We start from the raw sequence: 19,859 nt of genomic DNA, 5'->3' as shown, positions 1-19,859 counted from the left end.
TAGGCAGAGAAAATCCAAGCAAAACAACACGTTAGACGGTATTATTAATTCGCTTGCCGCTTAAGGTTCTGTACATGTTCCCGGGCTACCATTTTGAGCAAACCATAGGTAGAATCATGCAAGCCGATTCAAAATTAATCTTGTATCTTCTTGTGCTTAATAGGCTCAGTATGATCATGGTTATCACGACGGATAAGCATAACGAGCGCCTCGCCGTCATGCTTGCCAAGGTGAGTAGGATAAAAACTGTCATAAATCTTTGGCAAACTTAACAATATGTGGACTGCGAGCACACTGGGAGCTGTAACTCAGGGGCGGTAGCCAATTTATTGCTTTTTTGAATCGGTTCCTATCTGGGTTGTTACAGTTAATTTTGTCATTAAATAAGTGCTGGCTGCCGTAAGGCAAATTATAAGCAGGTCGTTCCAAATGACGAACCTGATAATTTCAAGGGATGAAACAAAATGGAAACGTCTGGTCTGGTTGCCTTTTTTGGGACCGCGCTGGCTATCGCTTGCTTGCGCCCATTGTCAGCTAAATTACAACTTGTTGATCTGCCGAATCAGCGTAAACACCACGTTGGTGCAGTCCCTCTGATTGGAGGCATTGCAGTGTGTCTGGGGGTTTACCTCAGCGTCTTCTTCACGATCCCCTTGCAAAGTTCGATCATCATCATGCTGAGTTGTGCCGGTTGCATGATGATGATTGGTGCCATTGACGATGCCAAGGATATCTCCCCCTGGATTCGGTTGAGCTTGCAGGCCCTCCTGATCCTGGTGCTCTGCCTCTCGACCAATATCAGCCTTCATCAGTTTGGTGATGTGCTGGGGGTCGGAAATCTCACCATCCCATTTGTGGATCTGCTGGTCGCCATAGTCGCGGTCTGCGCCGCCATCAATGCTTATAACATGATGGATGGCATTGACGGGCTTGCAGGCAGCATGGCTGGCATCTCGCTGATCGGGCTCTCCATCCTGTTTACCGACACCATGCCTGACATGGCCCAGCTCTGTCTGATCATCACCATTGCACTGGTGCCTTATCTGCTGGTCAATCTCAATATTCCTCCCTTCAAACGAAAGATATTCCTGGGGGATGCAGGCTCCATGTTCCTCGGCTTTATCATCGGCTATCTGGTGCTGTTTGGTTCACAACATAATGACCTGCAACCTGCATTTCGCCCCGTGACCGCCCTCTGGCTGATCGGCCTGCCGCTGATGGATATGGTGGGCATCATGATCCGACGTATTCGCAAAGGCCAATCCCCTCTGCGCCCGGATCGCAATCATCTGCATCATATTCTGCTCCACGCCGGTTTTACCCCTCGCGAATCCCTATTGCTGATTGTCGTTGCCAACCTCGGCGTTGTGTTCTTCGGTATTCTGGCCGAACAGGCCAAATTACCAGAGTGGCTGATGATGGGGCTCTATCTGTTGCTGTTTGTGGTTTATTCGCTCTGTCTGACATATGCATGGAAGCTTGGGCGATGGGTAAAAGAGATAAAAGCGCCATCCTCTGATTCGGTCCGAATCAAAAAAAGTTAATCCTTTCGCAAGAAACACTTTATTTCTAACGTTGTAATATAGGCATCTTTAATGAAAATCCTCGTTACCGGTGGCGCAGGCTTTATCGGCTCTGCTGTAGTGCGCCATATCATCCGTGATACCCAAGATGCCGTGATCAATCTCGATAAACTCACCTATGCCGGCAATCTGGAATCCTTGGCTGATGTATCGTCAAGCGATCGTTATGCGTTTGAGCAAGTGGATATCTGCAACCGTGCCGAGCTGGATCGGGTGTTTGACCTGCACAAGCCGGATGCGGTAATGCACCTAGCTGCAGAGAGCCACGTTGACCGCTCCATTACCGGCCCCGCCGACTTCATCGAGACCAATATCGTTGGCACCTATATGTTACTAGAAGCGGCTCGCGCTTACTGGAACGATCTGGATGATGTGCGCAAGTCTGCCTTCCGCTTCCACCATATCTCCACCGACGAAGTGTATGGGGATCTGCCCCATCCGGATGAAGTGGTTGCCGGTGAACCATTGCCACTCTTTACCGAAACGACCCGCTACGCCCCCAGCAGCCCCTATTCCGCCTCCAAGGCTTCCAGTGACCATCTGGTGCGCGCCTGGCGCCGTACTTACGGCCTGCCGACCATCGTCACCAACTGCTCCAACAACTACGGCCCTTATCATTTCCCCGAGAAGCTGATCCCGCTGGTGATCCTTAACGCGCTGGATGGCAAGCCGCTGCCGGTCTATGGCAAGGGCGACCAGATCCGTGACTGGCTCTATGTGGAAGACCACGCGCGCGCGCTCTACAAGGTGGTGACCACGGGCTTGGTCGGAGGGACCTACAACATCGGCGGTCATAACGAGAAGCAGAATCTGGAGGTGGTACACACCATCTGCGATCTGCTGGACGAGATGGTGCCGAAGGCGGGCTCTTATCGTGAGCAAATCACCTATGTGGCGGATCGCCCTGGCCATGATCGCCGCTATGCCATCGATGCCAGCAAGATGAGCTGTGAGCTCGCCTGGCAGCCGCAAGAAACTTTCGAGTCGGGCATTCGCAAAACCGTGCAGTGGTATCTGGATAACAAACAGTGGGTCAACAACGTCAAGAGTGGTACGTATCAATCTTGGATTGCTCATCAGTATGGGGATAAAAAAAAGTGAAAGGTATTATTCTGGCCGGTGGCTCTGGCACCCGTCTTTATCCGGTCACCATGGCGGTGAGCAAGCAACTGCTGCCCATCTATGACAAGCCGATGATCTACTACCCGCTCAGCACTCTGATGCTGGCCGGTATTCGCGATATCTTGATCATCAGCACGCCGCAAGATGCCCCCCGTTTTGAGCAATTGTTGGGTGATGGCAGCCAGTGGGGCCTGAATTTGCAGTACAAGGTGCAGCCAAGTCCGGATGGGTTGGCACAAGCCTTTATCTTGGGTGAAGAGTTTATCGGGTCAGACCCCTGCGCGCTGGTGTTGGGCGATAACATCTTCTATGGCCACGACCTGCAGAAACAGTTGGCGCCCGCAGCGGCCAAAGAGAGCGGTGCTACCGTCTTTGCCTACCATGTGCATGACCCCGAGCGTTATGGGGTGGTGGAATTTGATAAAGAGGGCACAGCTATTTCTCTGGAAGAGAAGCCGTTGGAGCCCAAGAGCAACTATGCGGTCACCGGACTCTATTTCTACGACAATAGCGTGGTGGATATAGCCAAGAGCTTGAAGCCATCGCCACGTGGTGAGCTGGAAATTACCGATGTGAACCGTATCTACCTGAAGCAAGGTAATCTGTCGGTGGCCATGATGGGCCGTGGTTATGCTTGGCTTGATACCGGCACTCATGAAAGCATGATAGAAGCGAGCAACTTTATTCAGACCATCGAGACTCGTCAGGGATTGAAAGTTGCCTGCCCGGAAGAAATTGCCTATCGCCAAAAGTTTATCAATGCTGACCAGGTTCGTGAACTTGCAGCGCCGTTGGCAAAGAATGCATATGGTCAATATCTTTTAAAATTAGTTTGAAACGTCATCTCTTAGTGTTAAGTGATTTTTCAACCTAATAATAAAAATTCTATTTCAATTTTTTATAAAGGTATGAATATGATTCATGTATTATCTGATGTGCAATCTAAAAACATTGGAGATGATACCAATATTTGGCAGTTTTGTGTTGTTTTGCCTGGAGCCGTGATAGGTAAAAGTTGTAATATCTGTGCCAATTCCTTTGTCGAAAATGATGTAGTGATTGGCGATAACGTGACAATAAAATCTGGTGTTCAGTTATGGGATGGCATTAGGATCGGAGATAACGTATTTATTGGCCCAAACGTAACATTTACGAATGATAAGAACCCCAGATCAAAATCTTATCCAGAAGAGTACTTAAAAACAGAGGTAAATAAAGGCGCATCAATTGGTGCAAATGCGACTGTATTACCAGGTCTTACAATTGGTGCAAATGCTATGGTTGGGGCTGGCGCTGTTGTGACGAGAAACGTACCTGAAAATGCTATTGTAATGGGGAATCCGGCCATAATAAAAGGCTACGTATCAGCAAAAACAAAAACAATAGCATCAAACGATGTATTTGACGTAACTTTCGAAAAATCAAAAGTCAAAGGTGTTACCCTTCATAAATTCAAATTAGTAAATGACATGCGTGGAAATTTATCTGTTGGTGAATTTGAAAAAGAAATTCCATTTACACCTAAAAGATACTTCACTGTCTTTGGTGTCCCCAATAAAGAAGTGCGAGGGGAGCATGCACATAAAGAGTGCCAACAGTTTTTAATTTGTGTGAGTGGTAGTTGCAACGTATTAGTTGATGATGGAGAAAATAGAGAAGAGTACTTGTTAGATTGTCCGAACAAAGGCATATATTTACCTGCGATGACTTGGGGTGTGCAATATAAATATTCACCGGATGCAGTGCTTTTGGTCTTTGCTTCACACAATTATGATGCTAATGATTATATTCGAGAATATCAATCCTTTATCGAGCTGAGTAAACAGAAATGATCCCATTTTTAGACCTGAAATCAATTAACACTCAATATGCTGAAGAGTTGAAAGAAGCCTGTTCGAAAGTCATCGATTCTGGCTGGTACATTATGGGTTCTGAATTAACTGCCTTTGAGCAAGAATTTGCTGCTTACTGTGGTACCAAGTATGCAATCGGTGTTGCCAACGGGCTGGATGCGTTAACCTTGGTGCTGCGCGCATGGAAAGCGCTTGGCAGGTTAAAGGCGGGTGATGAGGTGATTGTTCAGGCCAATACCTATATCGCTTCCATCCTCGCCATTACTGAGAATGATTTGGTGCCGGTATTGGTTGAGCCAGATTCGGCCACATTTAATCTAGCATCAGCAACTGTTGCGGCTGCTATTACCCCGAACACCAAGGCTATATTACCGGTTCACCTCTATGGCCAGCTTTCCCCAATGCCTGAGCTGTTGGCTATTGCTAGGGAGCATAATCTACTGGTGCTTGAAGATTGTGCCCAAGCCCATGGAGCTGAAATTCAAGGCAAGCGTGCTGGTAATTGGGGGGATGCTGCTGGTTTTAGCTTCTATCCCGGGAAAAATCTAGGGGCATTAGGAGATGGTGGTGCTATTACGACCAATCATGATGAATTAGCGCAAACTATTAAAGCTCTGCGTAATTACGGATCACACAAGAAGTATGAAAACCTCTACCAAGGAGTAAATAGTCGCCTGGATGAAATTCAAGCCGCAATGTTGCGTGTAAAGTTACCGTACCTGGAAGCTGAGACCATTCGTCGCCAACATATTGCTAAAACTTATCGCTCGGGGATCGTGAATCCACTGGTCACGTTGCCTAATGTTATCGATGAATTGGCGCATGTTTGGCACCTGTTTGTTGTGCGCTGTGAAAAGCGTGAAGCACTGCAAGCTTATTTAACTGAGCAGGGTATTCAGACACTGATTCACTATCCAGTTGCACCACATAAACAACAGGCATATAGCCAGTGGAACAGTATATCTCTGCCATTTACGGAGGAAATCCATCAGCAAGTTCTGTCTCTTCCACTTGACCCAACGATGAGTGATGAGTCAGTTGCTAAAGTGATTGCAGCGGTAAATGGGTTTAATGCATGAAACGCTTATTCAAAGTCACTGCCATGACAGGTTTATTGACACTGCTTAAAATGGCAATGGGCTTTGTGATTGCCAAGGTGGTGGCCATTTATACTGGCCCCACCGGCATGGCAATGCTCGGGCAAGTGCAAAGCATGGTCGGCAGTTTAAACGGCATAATTAATGCGCCTGCCGGTAGCGGAGTAGTGCGCTTTACCGCCGAATATAAAGAGCAAGGATTTGATGCTTGCGCACCTTGGTGGCGAGCTGCGTTACAATGGGTATTGATTATTTCAGCTATTGCCATTCCTGTTGGGTTGTTATTTGCTAAGCCGATTGCGAGCGGTATATTAAAAGATGTGAACCTTGCCTGGGTCGTGATGGCCACTGTTATCGTATTGCCGTTTGCCGCCATCGGAACCTTATGCAATTCGGTGATCAACGGCCAGCAGTTATATCGCCGTTATGTCGGGCTTGGTATGCTTTCAGCACTGATTTCGGGCGGCGTAATGCTAGCTATGATCTCCCTGCACAACATCGACGGCGCATTATTAGCCGCTGCAGTACAAGCCGCCTTGATTGGGGTGGTGATGTTAATTTCAAATCTGCGCCAGCCCTGGCTCAAGTTGCATTACTGGTGGGGGGATGTGAGACCCGAGGCGCGCAAACAGATCGGCGGATATATGTTAATGGCTATTACCAGTGCATTAACAGTACCAATTTCATTGATTTGGGTTCGTAATATTTTAATTTCTCAAGTTGGATGGGATGCCACAGGTCAATGGCAAGCAGTATATAAAATCTCAGAGGTTTATTTAGGAGTGATCACCATGGCGCTCGGCACTTACTATTTGCCGCGCTTGGCATCGCTTAGTAGTGTTGATGATATAGTCAGTGAAATTCATAAAACAGCTCGCGTAATTATCCCGATTGTTGCCATAATGGCCTTGGGAGTATATATATTACGTGATGTTGCCATTTCATTGTTATTTACTGATGCGTTCCGTAGCGCCCGTGACCTGTTTGCTATTCAGTTAACTGGTGATGTTATTAAAATTGCTAGCTGGTTGTTTGCCTATCCCATGTTATCACGGGGTGCCACCAAATGGTTTATGGGAACTGAAATTATATTTGCGCTTTCACTTGTTATCTTGACGTATTTTTTTGTATCTAAGATGGGATTGAAAGGCGCGGCTGTTGCCTATTTGGTAAATTACTCGCTATATTTTATAATTACTTTCTTAAATGTAAAGAATTTCGCCCGTTAATCACCATTAAATATAGAATAGTGTTTTTTGTATCGGTTTGGTTGGTTTAATAATGTATTTTGTGGCGGAAATATACGTGTAATACATTCCTTTAATTTGCAAGGTGGAGGTTTAATCACATTAAGTGATGATTGCATGTTAGGTGCCATATCCATCGCCAAAATTGTATCATAGTGAGTGTTACCTAGAAGCTCAAGCGGTCGGTGCCAAAATCGATATTGGAAAGCGGGTATATATCAACAATAATACCATAATTATTGCCGATAAAAGTTCAATTAGCATTGGTGATAATACTCTGATTGGACCGAGGTTTATTTGCTTCGATAGCAACTTTCATCCGCTACATCCAGATAAGCGACTAAGCAGTGATTATAGCTGTAAACCAGTGCGTATTGGTCGTAATGTGTTTATCGGAGCGAACGTTACGGTGCTGCAAGGGGTGAACATTGGCGATAACAGCGTGATTGGCGCAGGTAGCGTTATTTCGCAAGATATACCTGCCAATGTGATTGTGAAAGCAGGGTTAGAGTTGGCTTTTTTTGACTTAAAATGAGATATATATGAATACAAATACAGCATCAATGCCTGAAAAACAGATAGTTACAGTCGCTGTTATAACTTATCACTCCGCTGCTACAGTGCTGGAAACTCTCGACAGCATTGTTAATCAAAGCTATGGCCCGGATAATATCGAACTGATCATCTCCGACGATGGTTCAAAGGATAATACGGTACAGGTTATTAATGGTTGGTTGAATCAGTACCAAGTTCAGTTTCATAGCGTGAAGTTTTTTGCCAATAAAATAAATGGCGGCATCTCCATGAATTGCAACGTTGCATGGAAAGCTGCAACTTCCGAGTGGATAAAAACCATTGCTGGGGATGATATTTTAATGCCTAACTGTTTGACTGATAACATTCAATATGTCACAGAGCACAAAAGTGAAAGTATTACAGTATTGTTTTCAAAGATGCAATCTTTCAAGGTGACTGAGTGTGGTCTCAAACAAAATTTAGCTACATTACCGACAGTCCGTGCACAAAAATTTTTTAAGTTGTCAGCATTAAAGCAATTTGAGTATCTGCAACGACAAGGTATCAGTGGTGCGCCTTCAGCATTTATCAATCGTGCAAAATTAGTTAGTGTTGGTTTTGCAGATGAACGCTTCCCCATGATGGAAGACCATCCGCTGTGGTTTAATTTTTGCCAAGCGGGTTATCAGCTTAAGTTTATGAGCACAATCACTGTGTTATACCGAATCGCGGATAGTGTTAGTAATTCTAAAACTCGTTTGATTAATCTAAGTTTTATTAATGAAATTATTGCGGTAGAAGAGATGTTAGTTATCCCTACATTGAATGCTAATCAACAACTACTTAAGTTACGTAAGCGGCTTTGGCCAAAATTAGCCATTCGAGTAGCTGCTTTATTTGAAAATAAAGTAACATTTCTTTCTAAATTATCAATGTTAATGGTGCTTGCTATTAAGCCTGAGTTTTTATCGGCACAGTTACACAAGGTTTTAAATAAAGCATGAAACGTATCTGTTTTTTTATTGGTGATTTGAACAATTCTGGTGGTACTGAACGTGTTTCGTCGGTAATTGCTAGTGAATTACAGCACCGTGGCTATCAAGTCCATATGCTGAGCTTACAGTGTGGCAATCAGCCTTTTTTTGAATTGGCTGATGGTATTCACATAAGCCAGCTGTTTACTACGGCGGGGCGTGGTATGCTGCGTTTGCCTTTGGCCATTGGCAAGTTACGGCGTTATTTACAGCAACATCACATCGATATTTTAATTGATGTAGAGTCAATGCTAGCACTGTACGCCTTACCAGCTGTATTGGGTTTGAATATACGCCATATTTGTTGGGAACATTTCAACTACAACGTCGATTTAGGTAAAGCTAGCCGCCGGTTAGCCCGTAAATTGGCTGCACGGTTTGCTGATGATGTGATTACCTTAACCGAGCGAGATAAACAGCTCTGGCTTGCCAATACCACCTGCAAGGCACATATTACCGCTATTCCTAATCCGGTCACTATTGCACTCCCTACCAACATTAATCCAGAAAAAGAAAAACTATTTTTAGCTGTGGGTCGCCTAACTTATCAGAAGGGCTTTGATCTATTGCTGCAAGCCTGGGCGCAGGTTGCACCGTTACACCCCGATTGGCGTTTGCGCATCGTGGGTGATGGTGAAGATAAAGCCATGCTCGAACAACTGCGCTGCGAATTAAATATTGAAACTAGCACGGAGTTGGTGCCAAAAACCAATAATATCGCCGCTCATTATCATCAGGCAGCCTTTTTTGTGATGAGTTCGAGATATGAAGGTTTACCGCTAGTATTGATTGAAGCCCAAGCCTATGGCTTGCCGATAGTCTCTTTTGACTGTAATACGGGCCCTGCAGAAATTATCAAGCATGGTGAAACTGGGTGGTTGTGTGAGGCTGGTAATATTAATTCCTTATCTGAAGGAATTAATATTGCTATTAATGTTAATTGGCACGAATTTAGCTTGAATTCAATTGCTAATTCAAATAATTTCTCTTTGCCTGTAATAACAGAGCGATGGATTAAACTTTTTTCAATGTGAGAGTTGTATGTATGATATTAAAAGGCAGTATAAAAATAGTTACATTCAAAAAGGAATTTCAATTCTCTTAGTGTTTGTTTTTTTTATTTTTATTTATACATTGTTATTTATTGGCAATGATGTTACTCATGTGCATGCGTCTATTTTATCAATGACGACGTTAGCTTTTGTGTTTTTTTTGTGCAGACTCAACAAGGTTAAAATTAATTCTATAATAACATTTTTCTATATTTCAATTGTTTTTTTTATTTTTGGGCGATTTGTTGCCGTTTCTTTTTCATCAGTTTTTGGAGTGACAAATGGTTTGGTTAACTCATTAACTGAATTATTGCAAGTAACTTGGATGACTTCATTTTCACCAAATCAGCAAGACCAATTAATGCTTGTGTTTCTAGTTAATTCATTTCTGCTATTTATGACACTTGGTTATATATCCCCCGTTCAAAAAAATAGCTATGAGCAGAAAAATGAATTTCATATATCAGCTAAGACAATTCTATTTTTGAAGTTTTTATTTTTATTTTCATGTTTTATAAATGGAATTTCAACAATCAAAGCCATTATATCAACACTGAGTGGTGGTTATTTGGCTTTATATCAAAACCAAATGGATGGTGGTGGCTCATCTAGTATATTGGGTTTAATCTATTTCGTCAGTTTTGCTGTATTGGTGGTTGTCGAAAAAAACAATAAAAAATATTTTCTGATTTATCTTATTATGGCTATTTTGAGCGGGTTTACGGGAGCAAGGGGGGGGCTTGTAACAGCGTTGCTTACATTGCTATATGTCTATTATTTAACTGGTGAAAAAAAAATTAGCTTTATAAAATTACTATTTTTAGGCATTTTTTGTTATTTTTTTATGATGTTTGTTTTTCAATTCTCGGCTCGTGCGGATGGTTCATCTACTGATAGTGATGTATTGAATGCTTTTTTGAATTTTATTTATTCTCAAGGAATATCACTTTCCGTCGTTGGGTATATCAGTTTTGCTGATTTAGAGTATCCCATTCAGTCTTTATTGCAATCATTTATACCCATGGCATCTAGGGTGTTTTTGTTATTTTTCCCTAATGAGCCTTTTTACAATTCTAGTATTACAACATTTATATCACATAGTGCCAATTCTGCTATGTTTTTCAATGGCGCTGGTTTGGGTAGTTCTATAATCGGCGAATTATATATTTTGTCAGGTAAGGCCTTCACTGTTTTTTCATTGTTGTCATTTTTGTTGGGTTTCGGAGTAAGAAAGATTGAACTAAAATCAGTATCTAATGTTAAGGCAAGGGTCTTTATTGTTGCGATGTTCCCTATATTGCTATTTTCACCAAGGAATGGTTTTAATGTACTTTTTATTTCTGCCATTTATATTTTCATCATGATAATGGTATTTTTTTTAATTGCTAAAAGTAAGGGTCATTATCAACAATGAATATCACCCTCATCATTACCGGCCTTGGCATGGGCGGGGCGGAGCGGCAAGTTTGTGACTTGGCCGATCAATTTGCCAATAAAGGGCACTCGGTTTTGTTAATCTCCATGACCGGCGACACGGTTAACCGTCCGCAATCGGTCAATATTAAAATCGAAGAGCTTAATATGGCTAAAACTCCCTTGGGGTTTATTAAAGCCTATTGGAAAGCGCGGCAGTTAATCAAGCAATTTAAGCCTGATGTGGTGCATAGCCATATGGTGCACGCCAACTTGTTTTCCCGACTGTTGCGATTGAGCGTTCGCATACCAAAACTGATTTGTACCGCTCACAATACCAGCGAAGGTGGGCGTGGGCGTATGCTTGCATATCGTATTACAGATAAGTTATGTGATATAAGCACGAATGTAAGCCAAGAGGCTGTTGATGCCTTTGTTTCACTAGGTGCTGTGCCTACTGAGCGTATGCTGGCGATGCATAATGGAATTGATACCTCGCGTTTTACCTATAATCATGATAGTCGTGAAGCCTTACGAGCTCAATTAAAACTAGCTGCTGATTCTCTATTAATCTTGTCTGTCGGTCGCTTCAACGTACAAAAAGATTACCCCAATTTATTAAGCGCCTTTAGCCAATTGCCCGGCGAGTTAAGCCGCACGCAATTGGCGATAATTGGTATCGGTGAGGAACAAGCTAAAATTGAAGCTATGGCTACAAAATTAGGTTTGTTACCACGGGTGCAATTTTTGGGGTTGCAACATGATGTCCATAAATGGATGAGTGCTGCTGATGTTTTTGTTCTTTCATCTGCTTGGGAGGGGTTTGGTTTGGTTGTTGCCGAGGCCATGGCTTGTGAGCGAGTGGTAGTAGCTACTGATTGTGGTGGGGTTAAAGAGGTACTAGGTGAGTGCGGAATTTTGGTTCCAGCAAAAAATAGCATAGCTCTGTCGCAAGGGTTACTACAAGGACTATCATTAAGCCACGCTGCAGCTAAAGCACAAGGAAAATTAGCGCGTGAGAGGGTTATTCAAAATTATTCATTAGAGGCAGCTACTAATAGATGGCTTGAATTATATACTATTTAGTATCTACAAAATTTATAACATTAACTTTAAGAGTTTATTTTGAAAAAAATAGTCATTTCGTCCAATACCAGTTGGAGCATATTTAATTTTCGTCTTGAACTTGTTCGTTTTCTGGCTAAAAATTATCAAGTCGAAATTATCGCCCCAAAAGATCAATATAGTGAACAGCTGCGTAAATTAGGTTTTGTAGTGCATGATATCAGAATGGCTTCTAGCTCCATTGCGCCATTTAAAGATATTGTTACACTGTTAGCCTATCGTAAGCTTATTAAAAGAATAAAACCTGATTACTATTTAGGTTTTACTGCCAAACCGAATATCTATGGCGGTTTTATTGCAGGTCTTCTGGGTTGCAAAGTGATCAACAATATTGCTGGGCTCGGCCGTACCTTTTCCAGTTCTGGTTTACTGCAAAACTTAATGCAATTACTTTATCGAGTTTGTTTAAGTCAATCCCAACATGTTTTTTTTCAAAATAAAGATGATCAGGCCCTTTTTATTGAAAAAGATCTGTTAAAAAAAACACGCAATAGTGTGCTGCCTGGCTCTGGTGTTGATGTTCATCGTTTTACCTACCAACAAGCAAAGTCACTTGAAGTTGCAAGTTCTACCCAGCTGTCCTTTGTATTTTTGTTCTCTGCCAGACTTTTACTCGAAAAGGGCATTCGGGAATATATTAGCGCAGCCAGTCAACTCAAAGCCATCTACCCGTATTGTATCTTTCAAGTGTTGGGTAAACATGGTGGTACAGCAGCAGAGCTACCAAAAGTTGAACTTGATGAAGCGTGTCACAATGGTACTATTGAGTATTTAGGTACCACAGATAATGTAGTGGCCGCTTTGCATAATGCCGATTGCTTTATCTTGCCAAGCTATTATCGTGAAGGTGTACCGCGCTCATTGTTGGAAGCTGGTAGTTGTGGTTTGCCACTGATTACTACCGATTCTGTTGGTTGTCGTGAAACTGTCATTGATGGGGTGAATGGATATTTGATTTCACCACGTAGTAGTGTTGCACTGTTTGATGCGATGAAAAAAATAGTTGAACTTGACATTAGAGAACGTCAGGAAATGGGGCTCGCTAGTCGTAACTTTATGGTAAGTCATTTTAGTGAGTCTTTGGTTCTTGAGCAGTATCAACATGTGTTATCGGAGTCGTAACATGAAATATTTAGTCACGGGTGCCGCTGGATTTATTGGTAGTGCTGTTAGTCAGCGTCTTTGTCAGCAAGGTCATACTGTTATCGGTATCGATAATCTTAATGATTATTACGAAGTCTCGTTAAAAGAGAGCCGTCTCGCCCGGCTGGCGGGTGAAGCCAATTTTGATTTTCGCAAACTTGATCTGGCCGATCGGGCAGGCATGGCCGAATTGTTTGCCAAGGAGCAATTTGAACGGGTTATTCATCTGGCTGCGCAGGCCGGTGTGCGTTACTCCCTGGAGAATCCCTTTGCCTATGCTGACAGCAACCTGGCAGGGCATTTGGCCATCCTGGAAGGGTGCCGTCACAACGGTGTCAAACATCTGGTCTATGCCTCTTCCAGCTCTGTGTATGGCATGAACGGCAAAATGCCGTTTGCCACCCAAGATGCCGTCGATCACCCCGTCTCACTCTATGCCGCTTCGAAAAAGGCCAATGAGCTGATGGCGCACACCTATTCCCATCTGTACGGCATTCCAACCACAGGTCTGCGCTTTTTCACCGTCTATGGACCATGGGGTCGCCCTGACATGGCGCTGTTCAAGTTCACCAAAGCCATGTTGGCTGGCCAGCCAATCGATGTGTATAACAACGGCCAGTTGAGCCGTGACTTTACCTATATCGACGATATTGTTGAGGGTATCTTGCGCATTGCCGATGTGGTACCGGTTGCCAATCCTGACTGGCAGTCAGAGAAAGGTTCGCCCGCTGACAGCAGTGCACCTTATCGTATCTTCAATATCGGTAATGGCAGTCCTGTCAAATTGATGGATTTTATCGATGCCCTGGAAAAGGCGTTGGGCATTGATGCCATCAAAAATATGTTGCCAATGCAGGCTGGTGATGTGTATGCCACTTGGGCTGACACCGAAGATTTCTTCGAAGCAACAGGGTATCGTCCTGTCATGTCTGTTGAGAAAGGGGTTCAGGCCTTTGTCGAATGGTATAAAAACTATTATAACGCGCAGCGGTAAGCGAGGTTTGTTGTGAAAATTGCGATTTGTGGTACGGGTTATGTCGGTTTGTCCAATGCGGTATTGCTGGCACAGCACCATGAGGTGGTGGCCGTTGATGTGATTGCCAGCAAGGTCGAGATGATCAATCAGGGCCGCTCTCCCATCGTGGATAAAGAGATAGAAAGCTATCTGGCCAGCCGAGATTTGAATCTGCGTGCCACGCTGGATAAAGAGGCGGCTTATCAGGGCGCTGCCTTTGTCATCATTGCCACGCCGACCGATTATGATCCAGAGACCAATTATTTCAACACCAGTACCGTGGAGTCCGTGGTCAAGGATGTGATGGCCATCAATCCTGATGCAGTCATGGTGATCAAATCGACGATTCCGGTGGGCTTTACTGCTCGGCTGCGGGAGGAGTTGGGATGTGCCAATCTGATTTTCTCACCAGAATTTTTGCGTGAAGGGCGCGCACTTTATGACAACCTGCATCCTTCGCGCATCGTAGTGGGGGAGCGTTCAGAGCGGGCTCAGGTATTTGCCAACCTGCTGCTGGAAGGCGCCATCAAGCAAGATGTGCCGGTGCTTTTCACTGACAGCACAGAAGCAGAGGCGATCAAGCTGTTTGCCAATACCTACCTTGCGATGCGAGTGGCATTTTTCAACGAGCTCGATACCTATGCCCAACTGCACGGGCTGGACAGTCGGCAGGTGATTGATGGCATCGGCCTCGACCCACGTATTGGCAGCCATTACAACAACCCCTCCTTTGGTTATGGTGGCTATTGCCTGCCAAAAGACACCAAGCAGTTGTTGGCGAACTACAACAATGTTCCCAATAACCTGATCCGTGCCATTGTGGACTCCAATACCACACGCAAGGATTTCATTGCCGATTCGGTGATCCGTAAAAATCCATCCCGTGTCGGTGTTTATCGACTGGTGATGAAAGCGGGGTCGGACAATTTCCGTGCCTCTGCCATTCAAGGGGTCATGAAACGGATCAAGGCCAAAGGCATTGAACTGGTGGTCTATGAACCTAGTCTGACAGAATCCGAATTCTTCCATTCCCGGGTAATGACTGATCTTGCCGAATTTAAAGCAAGCTGCGATGTGATTCTGGCAAACCGCATGGTCGATGAGCTGAGTGATGTCATGGACAAGGTATATACCCGAGATCTGTTTGGTAGTGATTAATCCCTGACACAGGCTGCCCTTTGCGGGCAGTCTGTCATGGCGCGTTTATCAAGGTCGCTCATATCGGATCGTCCATCATGTTTTCATCATGGCACCCTGCCACTGGACCAGGCAGGGTCATGACCCGATATAGGAAGCGATTGGGTTGGGGGTTGTTGATGGGCATGTTATGCATGTGGTTACTTCGTGCTTGATGCCTTGTGTCTTCAGACGATCTATCCGTTTTTCTTGGTAAATATTCCTCATGATTTTCCCTGAACTCCGCTATCATACAGCGATTTTTTCCAGTCAGTTTTTGATGGCAAGCTAAATAAGGTGTGGAAGTGAAAAGGATTCAGCTCATCCCTCTGTTGTCGGCCGTGGCTCTGCTCAGTGCATGTACTGTGGTGCCGGGTACCAATCTTTCAACCAGCGGCAAGACCGAGGTGGCTACCGGAACGGTTGATGTTGATCAACTGGCCGATGTCTACCCGGTGACGCCAGCACTGGTCAGCGAGTTGCGCAAGGCGCCTGTGGTGGGCAAGGCCAACCCTGAGCTCAATCGCCAGATCAGCAGTTATGAGTACCGTATCGGGGTTGGCGACATCCTCAATGTGACGGTGTGGGATCACCCGGAGTTGACCATTCCTGCCGGCTCCTACCGCAGCGCGAGCGAGGCGGGTAACTGGGTACATGCGGATGGTTCCATCTTCTACCCCTATATCGGCAAGGTCGCCGTGGTGGGAAAAACGGTATCTGAAATCCGTGTGGATATTGCCAAGCGGTTGGCTCAGTTTATTGAAAGCCCACAGGTCGATGTCAGCATTGCCGCTTTCCGCTCCCAGAAGGTCTACATCTCCGGCGAAGTAGCCAAACCTGGCGCTCAGCCCATCACCAATGTGCCGATGACCCTGCTTGATGCCTTCAATCTGGCTGGCGGGTTGACCCCGACCGCGGATTGGCACCATGTGGTGTTGACCCGCCAGGGCAAGGAGTTCCCGCTCTCCATGCAGGATCTGCTGCAGTATGGGGATCTCTCTCACAATCAGTTGATGCGTGACGGCGACATGCTTTATGTGCCGCGCAACGATGCCCAGAAAGTCTTTGTGATGGGTGAGGTCAACAAGGCATCGACCCTGACCATTGGTCGTGAGGGGATGAGCCTGACCGAAGCACTGAGCAGTGCCGAGGGCCTTAACCAGAATGCTGCCAATGCAACCGGCATCTTCGTATTGCGCCCCGCCGCGAAAGCCCAAGAGAAAGCCGCCATTTATCAGCTCGACCTGAGTGATGCCACCGCGCTGGTGATGGGCACTGAGTTTGCGTTGCAACCTTACGATGTGGTTTATGTCACCACGGCGCCGGTGACGCGCTGGAATCGCGTGTTGAGTCAACTGGTGCCCTCCATCAACGGATTTAACGAGCTGACCGAAGGCATGCTGCGGGTTCGCAACTGGTAAGGCCGTGATGTTGCTTAACCTCTCCCGCTTGATTGACGTGTAGCCGCATTCCCTCAGGGAGACGGCATTGGGGGGGGCTGATGCCTCCCTTATCTCCGGTTGTTTGTTGCCTTGATACGGTAACGAATGGGGAGGGCAAGGCAGGGGGCTATGCCCTCTATCCGCCCCCCTTCAGGAAGATGCACGTAGTGAGGGGCGGTGGCTGCAGATTTTATTTTTAAAGAGCGACAGCGATATGTTTGAAAAAATTCTTGTGGTGTGTGTGGGCAATATTTGCCGCTCTCCAACCGGTGAACGACTGCTTCGCGAGCGTTTGCCCGGCCGTCAGGTCAGTTCTGCCGGGGTCAGTGCCCTGGTTGACAAGCCGGCCGACAAGGTCGCGAGCGAGGTGGCACAGCAGCATGGGTTTTCCCTTGAGGGACACTCGGCGCGCCAACTGACCCGCGAGCTCTGTCAGGATGCCGATCTGATCCTGGTGATGGAGAAAGGGCATATCTCTGCCGTCACGGCCATCGACCCGGGGGCCCGTGGCAAAACCATGCTGTTTGGCCACTGGCAGGGAGAGAGTGAAGTGCCCGATCCCTATCGTCTGAGCCGGGAAGCTTACGAACATGTTTACCAGCTGTTGGTGCGTTGCGCCGATGGGTGGGCGAAAAAACTGTAACGACATCCGCAGCGTCTGGTGGTGTTTGGGTTGTATCTGACAATAAATATGGATTGTGTTTAATGACGACTTCTTCTGTTTCGTCCCGGCAGAGCAGTGCCGCGGTGGAGAATGACGAGATCGATCTGGGGCGCCTGCTGGGTTACCTGATCGATGGCCGTTGGTGGATTGTGACGATCACCGCTCTGTTTATGGTTCTTGGCGTTGCATACGCCCTGTTGGCGACCCCGGTCTTCAAGGCAAACGCCTTGCTGCAGGTGGAGAAAAAAGCCAGTGGTGCTGCGCTGCTCGGGGATATGGCTGATGTATTGGGCGGTGAACAGCCTGATGCCGCTGCCGAGATTGAACTGCTGACTTCTCGTATGGTGCTTGGCCGTACGGTACAAGAGCTTCATCTCGACACCGTAGTGACACCCAATTTCTTCCCGCTGGTTGGTCGTGGTCTGTCACGGCTGATGGGCCATCCCTATCCCAAGATGGCGGTGAGCCGCTTTGAGGTGGCGCCTGAATTGCTGGGGACGCCGCTGACGCTGACGGTTAGCGCAGACAAACACTTTACCCTCGAGGTTGAGGGGCGGGTGCTGGAAGGTCAGGTAGGCAAGCTGCTTGAGAAAGAGGATGTCACCCTGCTGTTGTCTGATGTGGCAGCCGATGAGGGGCAAGTCTTCACGCTAGTCAAACAGCCGGTACTGGATGTGATTGCCGAGTTGCAAAGTGGTCTTCAGGTCAGTGAAAAGGGCAAAAATACCGGGATCATCTCGCTGGCACTGGAAGGGGAAGACAAGGGCCGCATTCGTGCGGTGCTCGACAACATCAGCCAGAACTACCTGCAGCAGAACGTGGTGCGCAAGACCGAAGAAGCCCAGAAGAGCCTGGATTTCCTGCAGGTCCATTTGCCCCAAGTCAAAGATGAGCTGAACCGTTCTGAAGAGCTGTTGAATGTTTATCGTCAGCAGAATGAGTCGGTCGATCTGTCGCTGGAAGCCAAGGCCGCACTGGATACCATGGTGGGCCTCGAGAAGCAGCTCAACGAGCTGACCTTCCGGGAAGCTGAGTTGCAGCAACTTTATACCCGCCAGCACCCCGCTTACATCGCCCTGATGGAAAAGCGCCAGACCTTGATGAATACCAAAAATACCATCAACAAGTCGATCAAGCGTCTGCCAAAAACCCAACAGGAGATTTTGCGTCTGACCCGTGATGTACAGGTGGGTCAAGAGATCTTCGTCCAGCTGCTCAATAAGCAGCAGGAGCTCAATATCATGAAGGCGGGCACCATCGGCAATGTGCGGATCATCGATGATGCCGCCGTTGAAACCCGCGCCGTCAAGCCGAAGAAACCGCTGATCGTGGTACTGGCGACTCTGCTGGGTGGTATGCTGTCAGTTGGCTTGATCTTGGTGCGCGCTGCATTCCACCGTGGTGTGGAGAGTCCGGAACAGCTGGAAGAGATGGGGCTGTCAGTCTATGCCACCATCCCCTATTCCGAAGAGCAGGCCAAGATCGAGCAGCAGAAGAAGCGGCGACAGGCAATGCCACTCAATGAAGCCTTGCTGGCTGCCCGTAATCCGGCAGACCTGGCTATGGAGTCGCTGCGCAGCCTGCGTACCAGTCTCCATTTCGCCATGATGGAGGCCAAAAACAACATAGTGATGATCGCTGGTCCAGGTCCCGGCATAGGCAAAACCTTTGTGTCTACCAATTTTGCCGCCATCCTGGCCATGGGGGGCAAAAAGGTGCTGGTCATCGATGCTGACTTGCGCAAGGGATATATGCAAAAAGTCATGGGACAGGAGATGGGGGCGGGCTTGAGCGCCTATCTGGGTGGTCAGACTGAGATGATGCAGGTGATCAGCAAGACCGGCTTTGATGGGCTCGATTTTGTCTGTCGTGGCGCCGTGCCGCCCAACCCATCTGAACTGCTGATGCACCCTCGTTTCAAAGCATTGCTGGATTGGGCAAGTGAGCGTTATGACTTTGTCATCGTCGACTCCCCGCCGATCCTGGCGGTCACGGATGCGGCCATCGTCGGTCAGCATGTGGGGGCGTCCTTGCTGGTGGCACGCTTTGCCCAGACAGCGGTGAAAGAGGTGGAAGTGGCGATTCGTCGCTTCGAGCAAAATGGTGTAGTGATCAAGGGTATTCTGCTCAATGTGGTAGAAAAGAAAGCCAGCAGTTATTACGGTAATTACGGATATTATCAATATAGTTATGGTGATAAAACCAAAGCCTGATCCGGCCATAGATAATAGATAAGGGATTGGTAATATTCAGGGGGGAGAAATTGAAGCTTCAATTGATGCCTCCTTTGAGTAATACTAGGGAAGGTGCGAACAAGTCCCTGATATGAGATCATGTTTGTCATCTGGAGCCATGGAACAGGGTTCATCATGAGTCA

Annotated in this window: 17 protein-coding genes; all 17 read left to right on the top strand. The window is 46.5% G+C overall.

All coding sequences use genetic code 11. The annotated features are described in order from the left end of the window. Positions 1–464 precede the first annotated feature (464 nt). The 17 genes from wecA (at position 465) to OKC30_RS12540 (ending at position 19,695) form a co-directional block, all read left to right on the top strand. Positions 465–1,544, top strand: coding sequence for a UDP-N-acetylglucosamine--undecaprenyl-phosphate N-acetylglucosaminephosphotransferase (gene wecA, locus OKC30_RS12620; protein ID WP_270809649.1), 1,080 nt, complete (start codon positions 465–467; stop codon positions 1,542–1,544). Positions 1,545–1,595: 51 nt separating this feature from the next. After that, positions 1,596–2,684 (top strand): dTDP-glucose 4,6-dehydratase, encoded by a 1,089-nt coding sequence (gene rfbB, locus OKC30_RS12615; RefSeq protein ID WP_171269890.1) that lies wholly within the window; start codon positions 1,596–1,598, stop codon positions 2,682–2,684. Further along, positions 2,681–3,541, top strand: coding sequence for a glucose-1-phosphate thymidylyltransferase RfbA (rfbA, locus tag OKC30_RS12610; protein WP_171269889.1), 861 nt, complete (start codon positions 2,681–2,683; stop codon positions 3,539–3,541). Before rfbB ends, rfbA begins: the two co-directional genes overlap by 4 nt. Positions 3,542–3,619: 78 nt before the next feature. Further along, positions 3,620–4,537, top strand: a complete 918-nt coding sequence (locus tag OKC30_RS12605) for a WxcM-like domain-containing protein (RefSeq protein ID WP_182957904.1) — start codon at positions 3,620–3,622, stop codon at positions 4,535–4,537. Further along, complete coding sequence (locus OKC30_RS12600; RefSeq protein ID WP_171269887.1) at positions 4,534–5,637, top strand: DegT/DnrJ/EryC1/StrS family aminotransferase; 1,104 nt, start codon at positions 4,534–4,536, stop codon at positions 5,635–5,637. Before OKC30_RS12605 ends, OKC30_RS12600 begins: the two co-directional genes overlap by 4 nt. Further along, the gene (locus tag OKC30_RS12595; protein ID WP_171269886.1) at positions 5,634–6,884 is read left to right on the top strand and encodes an O-antigen translocase; all 1,251 of its coding nucleotides are present in this window, start codon (positions 5,634–5,636) and stop codon (positions 6,882–6,884) included. The genes OKC30_RS12600 and OKC30_RS12595 overlap by 4 nt, the downstream gene beginning before the upstream one ends. A gap of 142 nt (positions 6,885–7,026) precedes the next feature. After that, entirely contained in the window at positions 7,027–7,437 is a 411-nt protein-coding gene (locus OKC30_RS12590; protein WP_216368194.1) for a DapH/DapD/GlmU-related protein, read from the top strand. Positions 7,438–7,444: 7 nt separating this feature from the next. Beyond that, positions 7,445–8,422 carry a glycosyltransferase family 2 protein gene (locus OKC30_RS12585; protein ID WP_210557122.1) on the top strand — a complete coding sequence of 326 codons (978 nt, stop codon included), beginning with the start codon at positions 7,445–7,447 and terminating at the stop codon, positions 8,420–8,422. After that, positions 8,419–9,486, top strand: a complete 1,068-nt coding sequence (locus OKC30_RS12580) for a glycosyltransferase family 4 protein (RefSeq protein ID WP_270809648.1) — start codon at positions 8,419–8,421, stop codon at positions 9,484–9,486. Before OKC30_RS12585 ends, OKC30_RS12580 begins: the two co-directional genes overlap by 4 nt. 7 nt (positions 9,487–9,493) lie before the next feature. Next, positions 9,494–10,918 (top strand): O-antigen polysaccharide polymerase Wzy, encoded by a 1,425-nt coding sequence (wzy, locus tag OKC30_RS12575; protein WP_270809647.1) that lies wholly within the window; start codon positions 9,494–9,496, stop codon positions 10,916–10,918. Beyond that, positions 10,915–12,003, top strand: coding sequence for a glycosyltransferase (locus tag OKC30_RS12570; RefSeq protein WP_270809646.1), 1,089 nt, complete (start codon positions 10,915–10,917; stop codon positions 12,001–12,003). Before wzy ends, OKC30_RS12570 begins: the two co-directional genes overlap by 4 nt. Positions 12,004–12,042: 39 nt before the next feature. Beyond that, a complete protein-coding gene (locus OKC30_RS12565) occupies positions 12,043–13,164 on the top strand; it encodes a glycosyltransferase family 4 protein (protein ID WP_270809645.1) in 1,122 nt (373 codons plus the stop codon). Position 13,165: 1 nt separating this feature from the next. Next, a complete protein-coding gene (locus tag OKC30_RS12560) occupies positions 13,166–14,179 on the top strand; it encodes an NAD-dependent epimerase (RefSeq protein WP_270809644.1) in 1,014 nt (337 codons plus the stop codon). Between the two features lie 12 nt (positions 14,180–14,191). Beyond that, complete coding sequence (locus OKC30_RS12555; RefSeq protein WP_103859177.1) at positions 14,192–15,358, top strand: nucleotide sugar dehydrogenase; 1,167 nt, start codon at positions 14,192–14,194, stop codon at positions 15,356–15,358. A 323-nt stretch (positions 15,359–15,681) separates the two neighbouring features. Beyond that, positions 15,682–16,797, top strand: a complete 1,116-nt coding sequence (locus tag OKC30_RS12550) for a polysaccharide export protein (RefSeq protein ID WP_270809643.1) — start codon at positions 15,682–15,684, stop codon at positions 16,795–16,797. A 235-nt stretch (positions 16,798–17,032) separates the two neighbouring features. Continuing rightward, on the top strand, positions 17,033–17,461 hold the full coding sequence (locus tag OKC30_RS12545) for an arsenate reductase/protein-tyrosine-phosphatase family protein (protein WP_041206062.1): 429 nt from the start codon (positions 17,033–17,035) through the stop codon (positions 17,459–17,461). Positions 17,462–17,523: 62 nt separating this feature from the next. Next, on the top strand, positions 17,524–19,695 hold the full coding sequence (locus tag OKC30_RS12540; protein ID WP_270809642.1) for a polysaccharide biosynthesis tyrosine autokinase: 2,172 nt from the start codon (positions 17,524–17,526) through the stop codon (positions 19,693–19,695). The last annotated feature ends 164 nt before the right edge of the window (positions 19,696–19,859 follow it).

Origin of the sequence: Aeromonas sp. QDB18 (assembly GCF_027705325.1) — a bacterium.
GTDB classification, from domain to species: domain Bacteria; phylum Pseudomonadota; class Gammaproteobacteria; order Enterobacterales; family Aeromonadaceae; genus Aeromonas; species Aeromonas caviae.
This window is presented reverse-complemented; position numbering and strand designations above follow the sequence as displayed.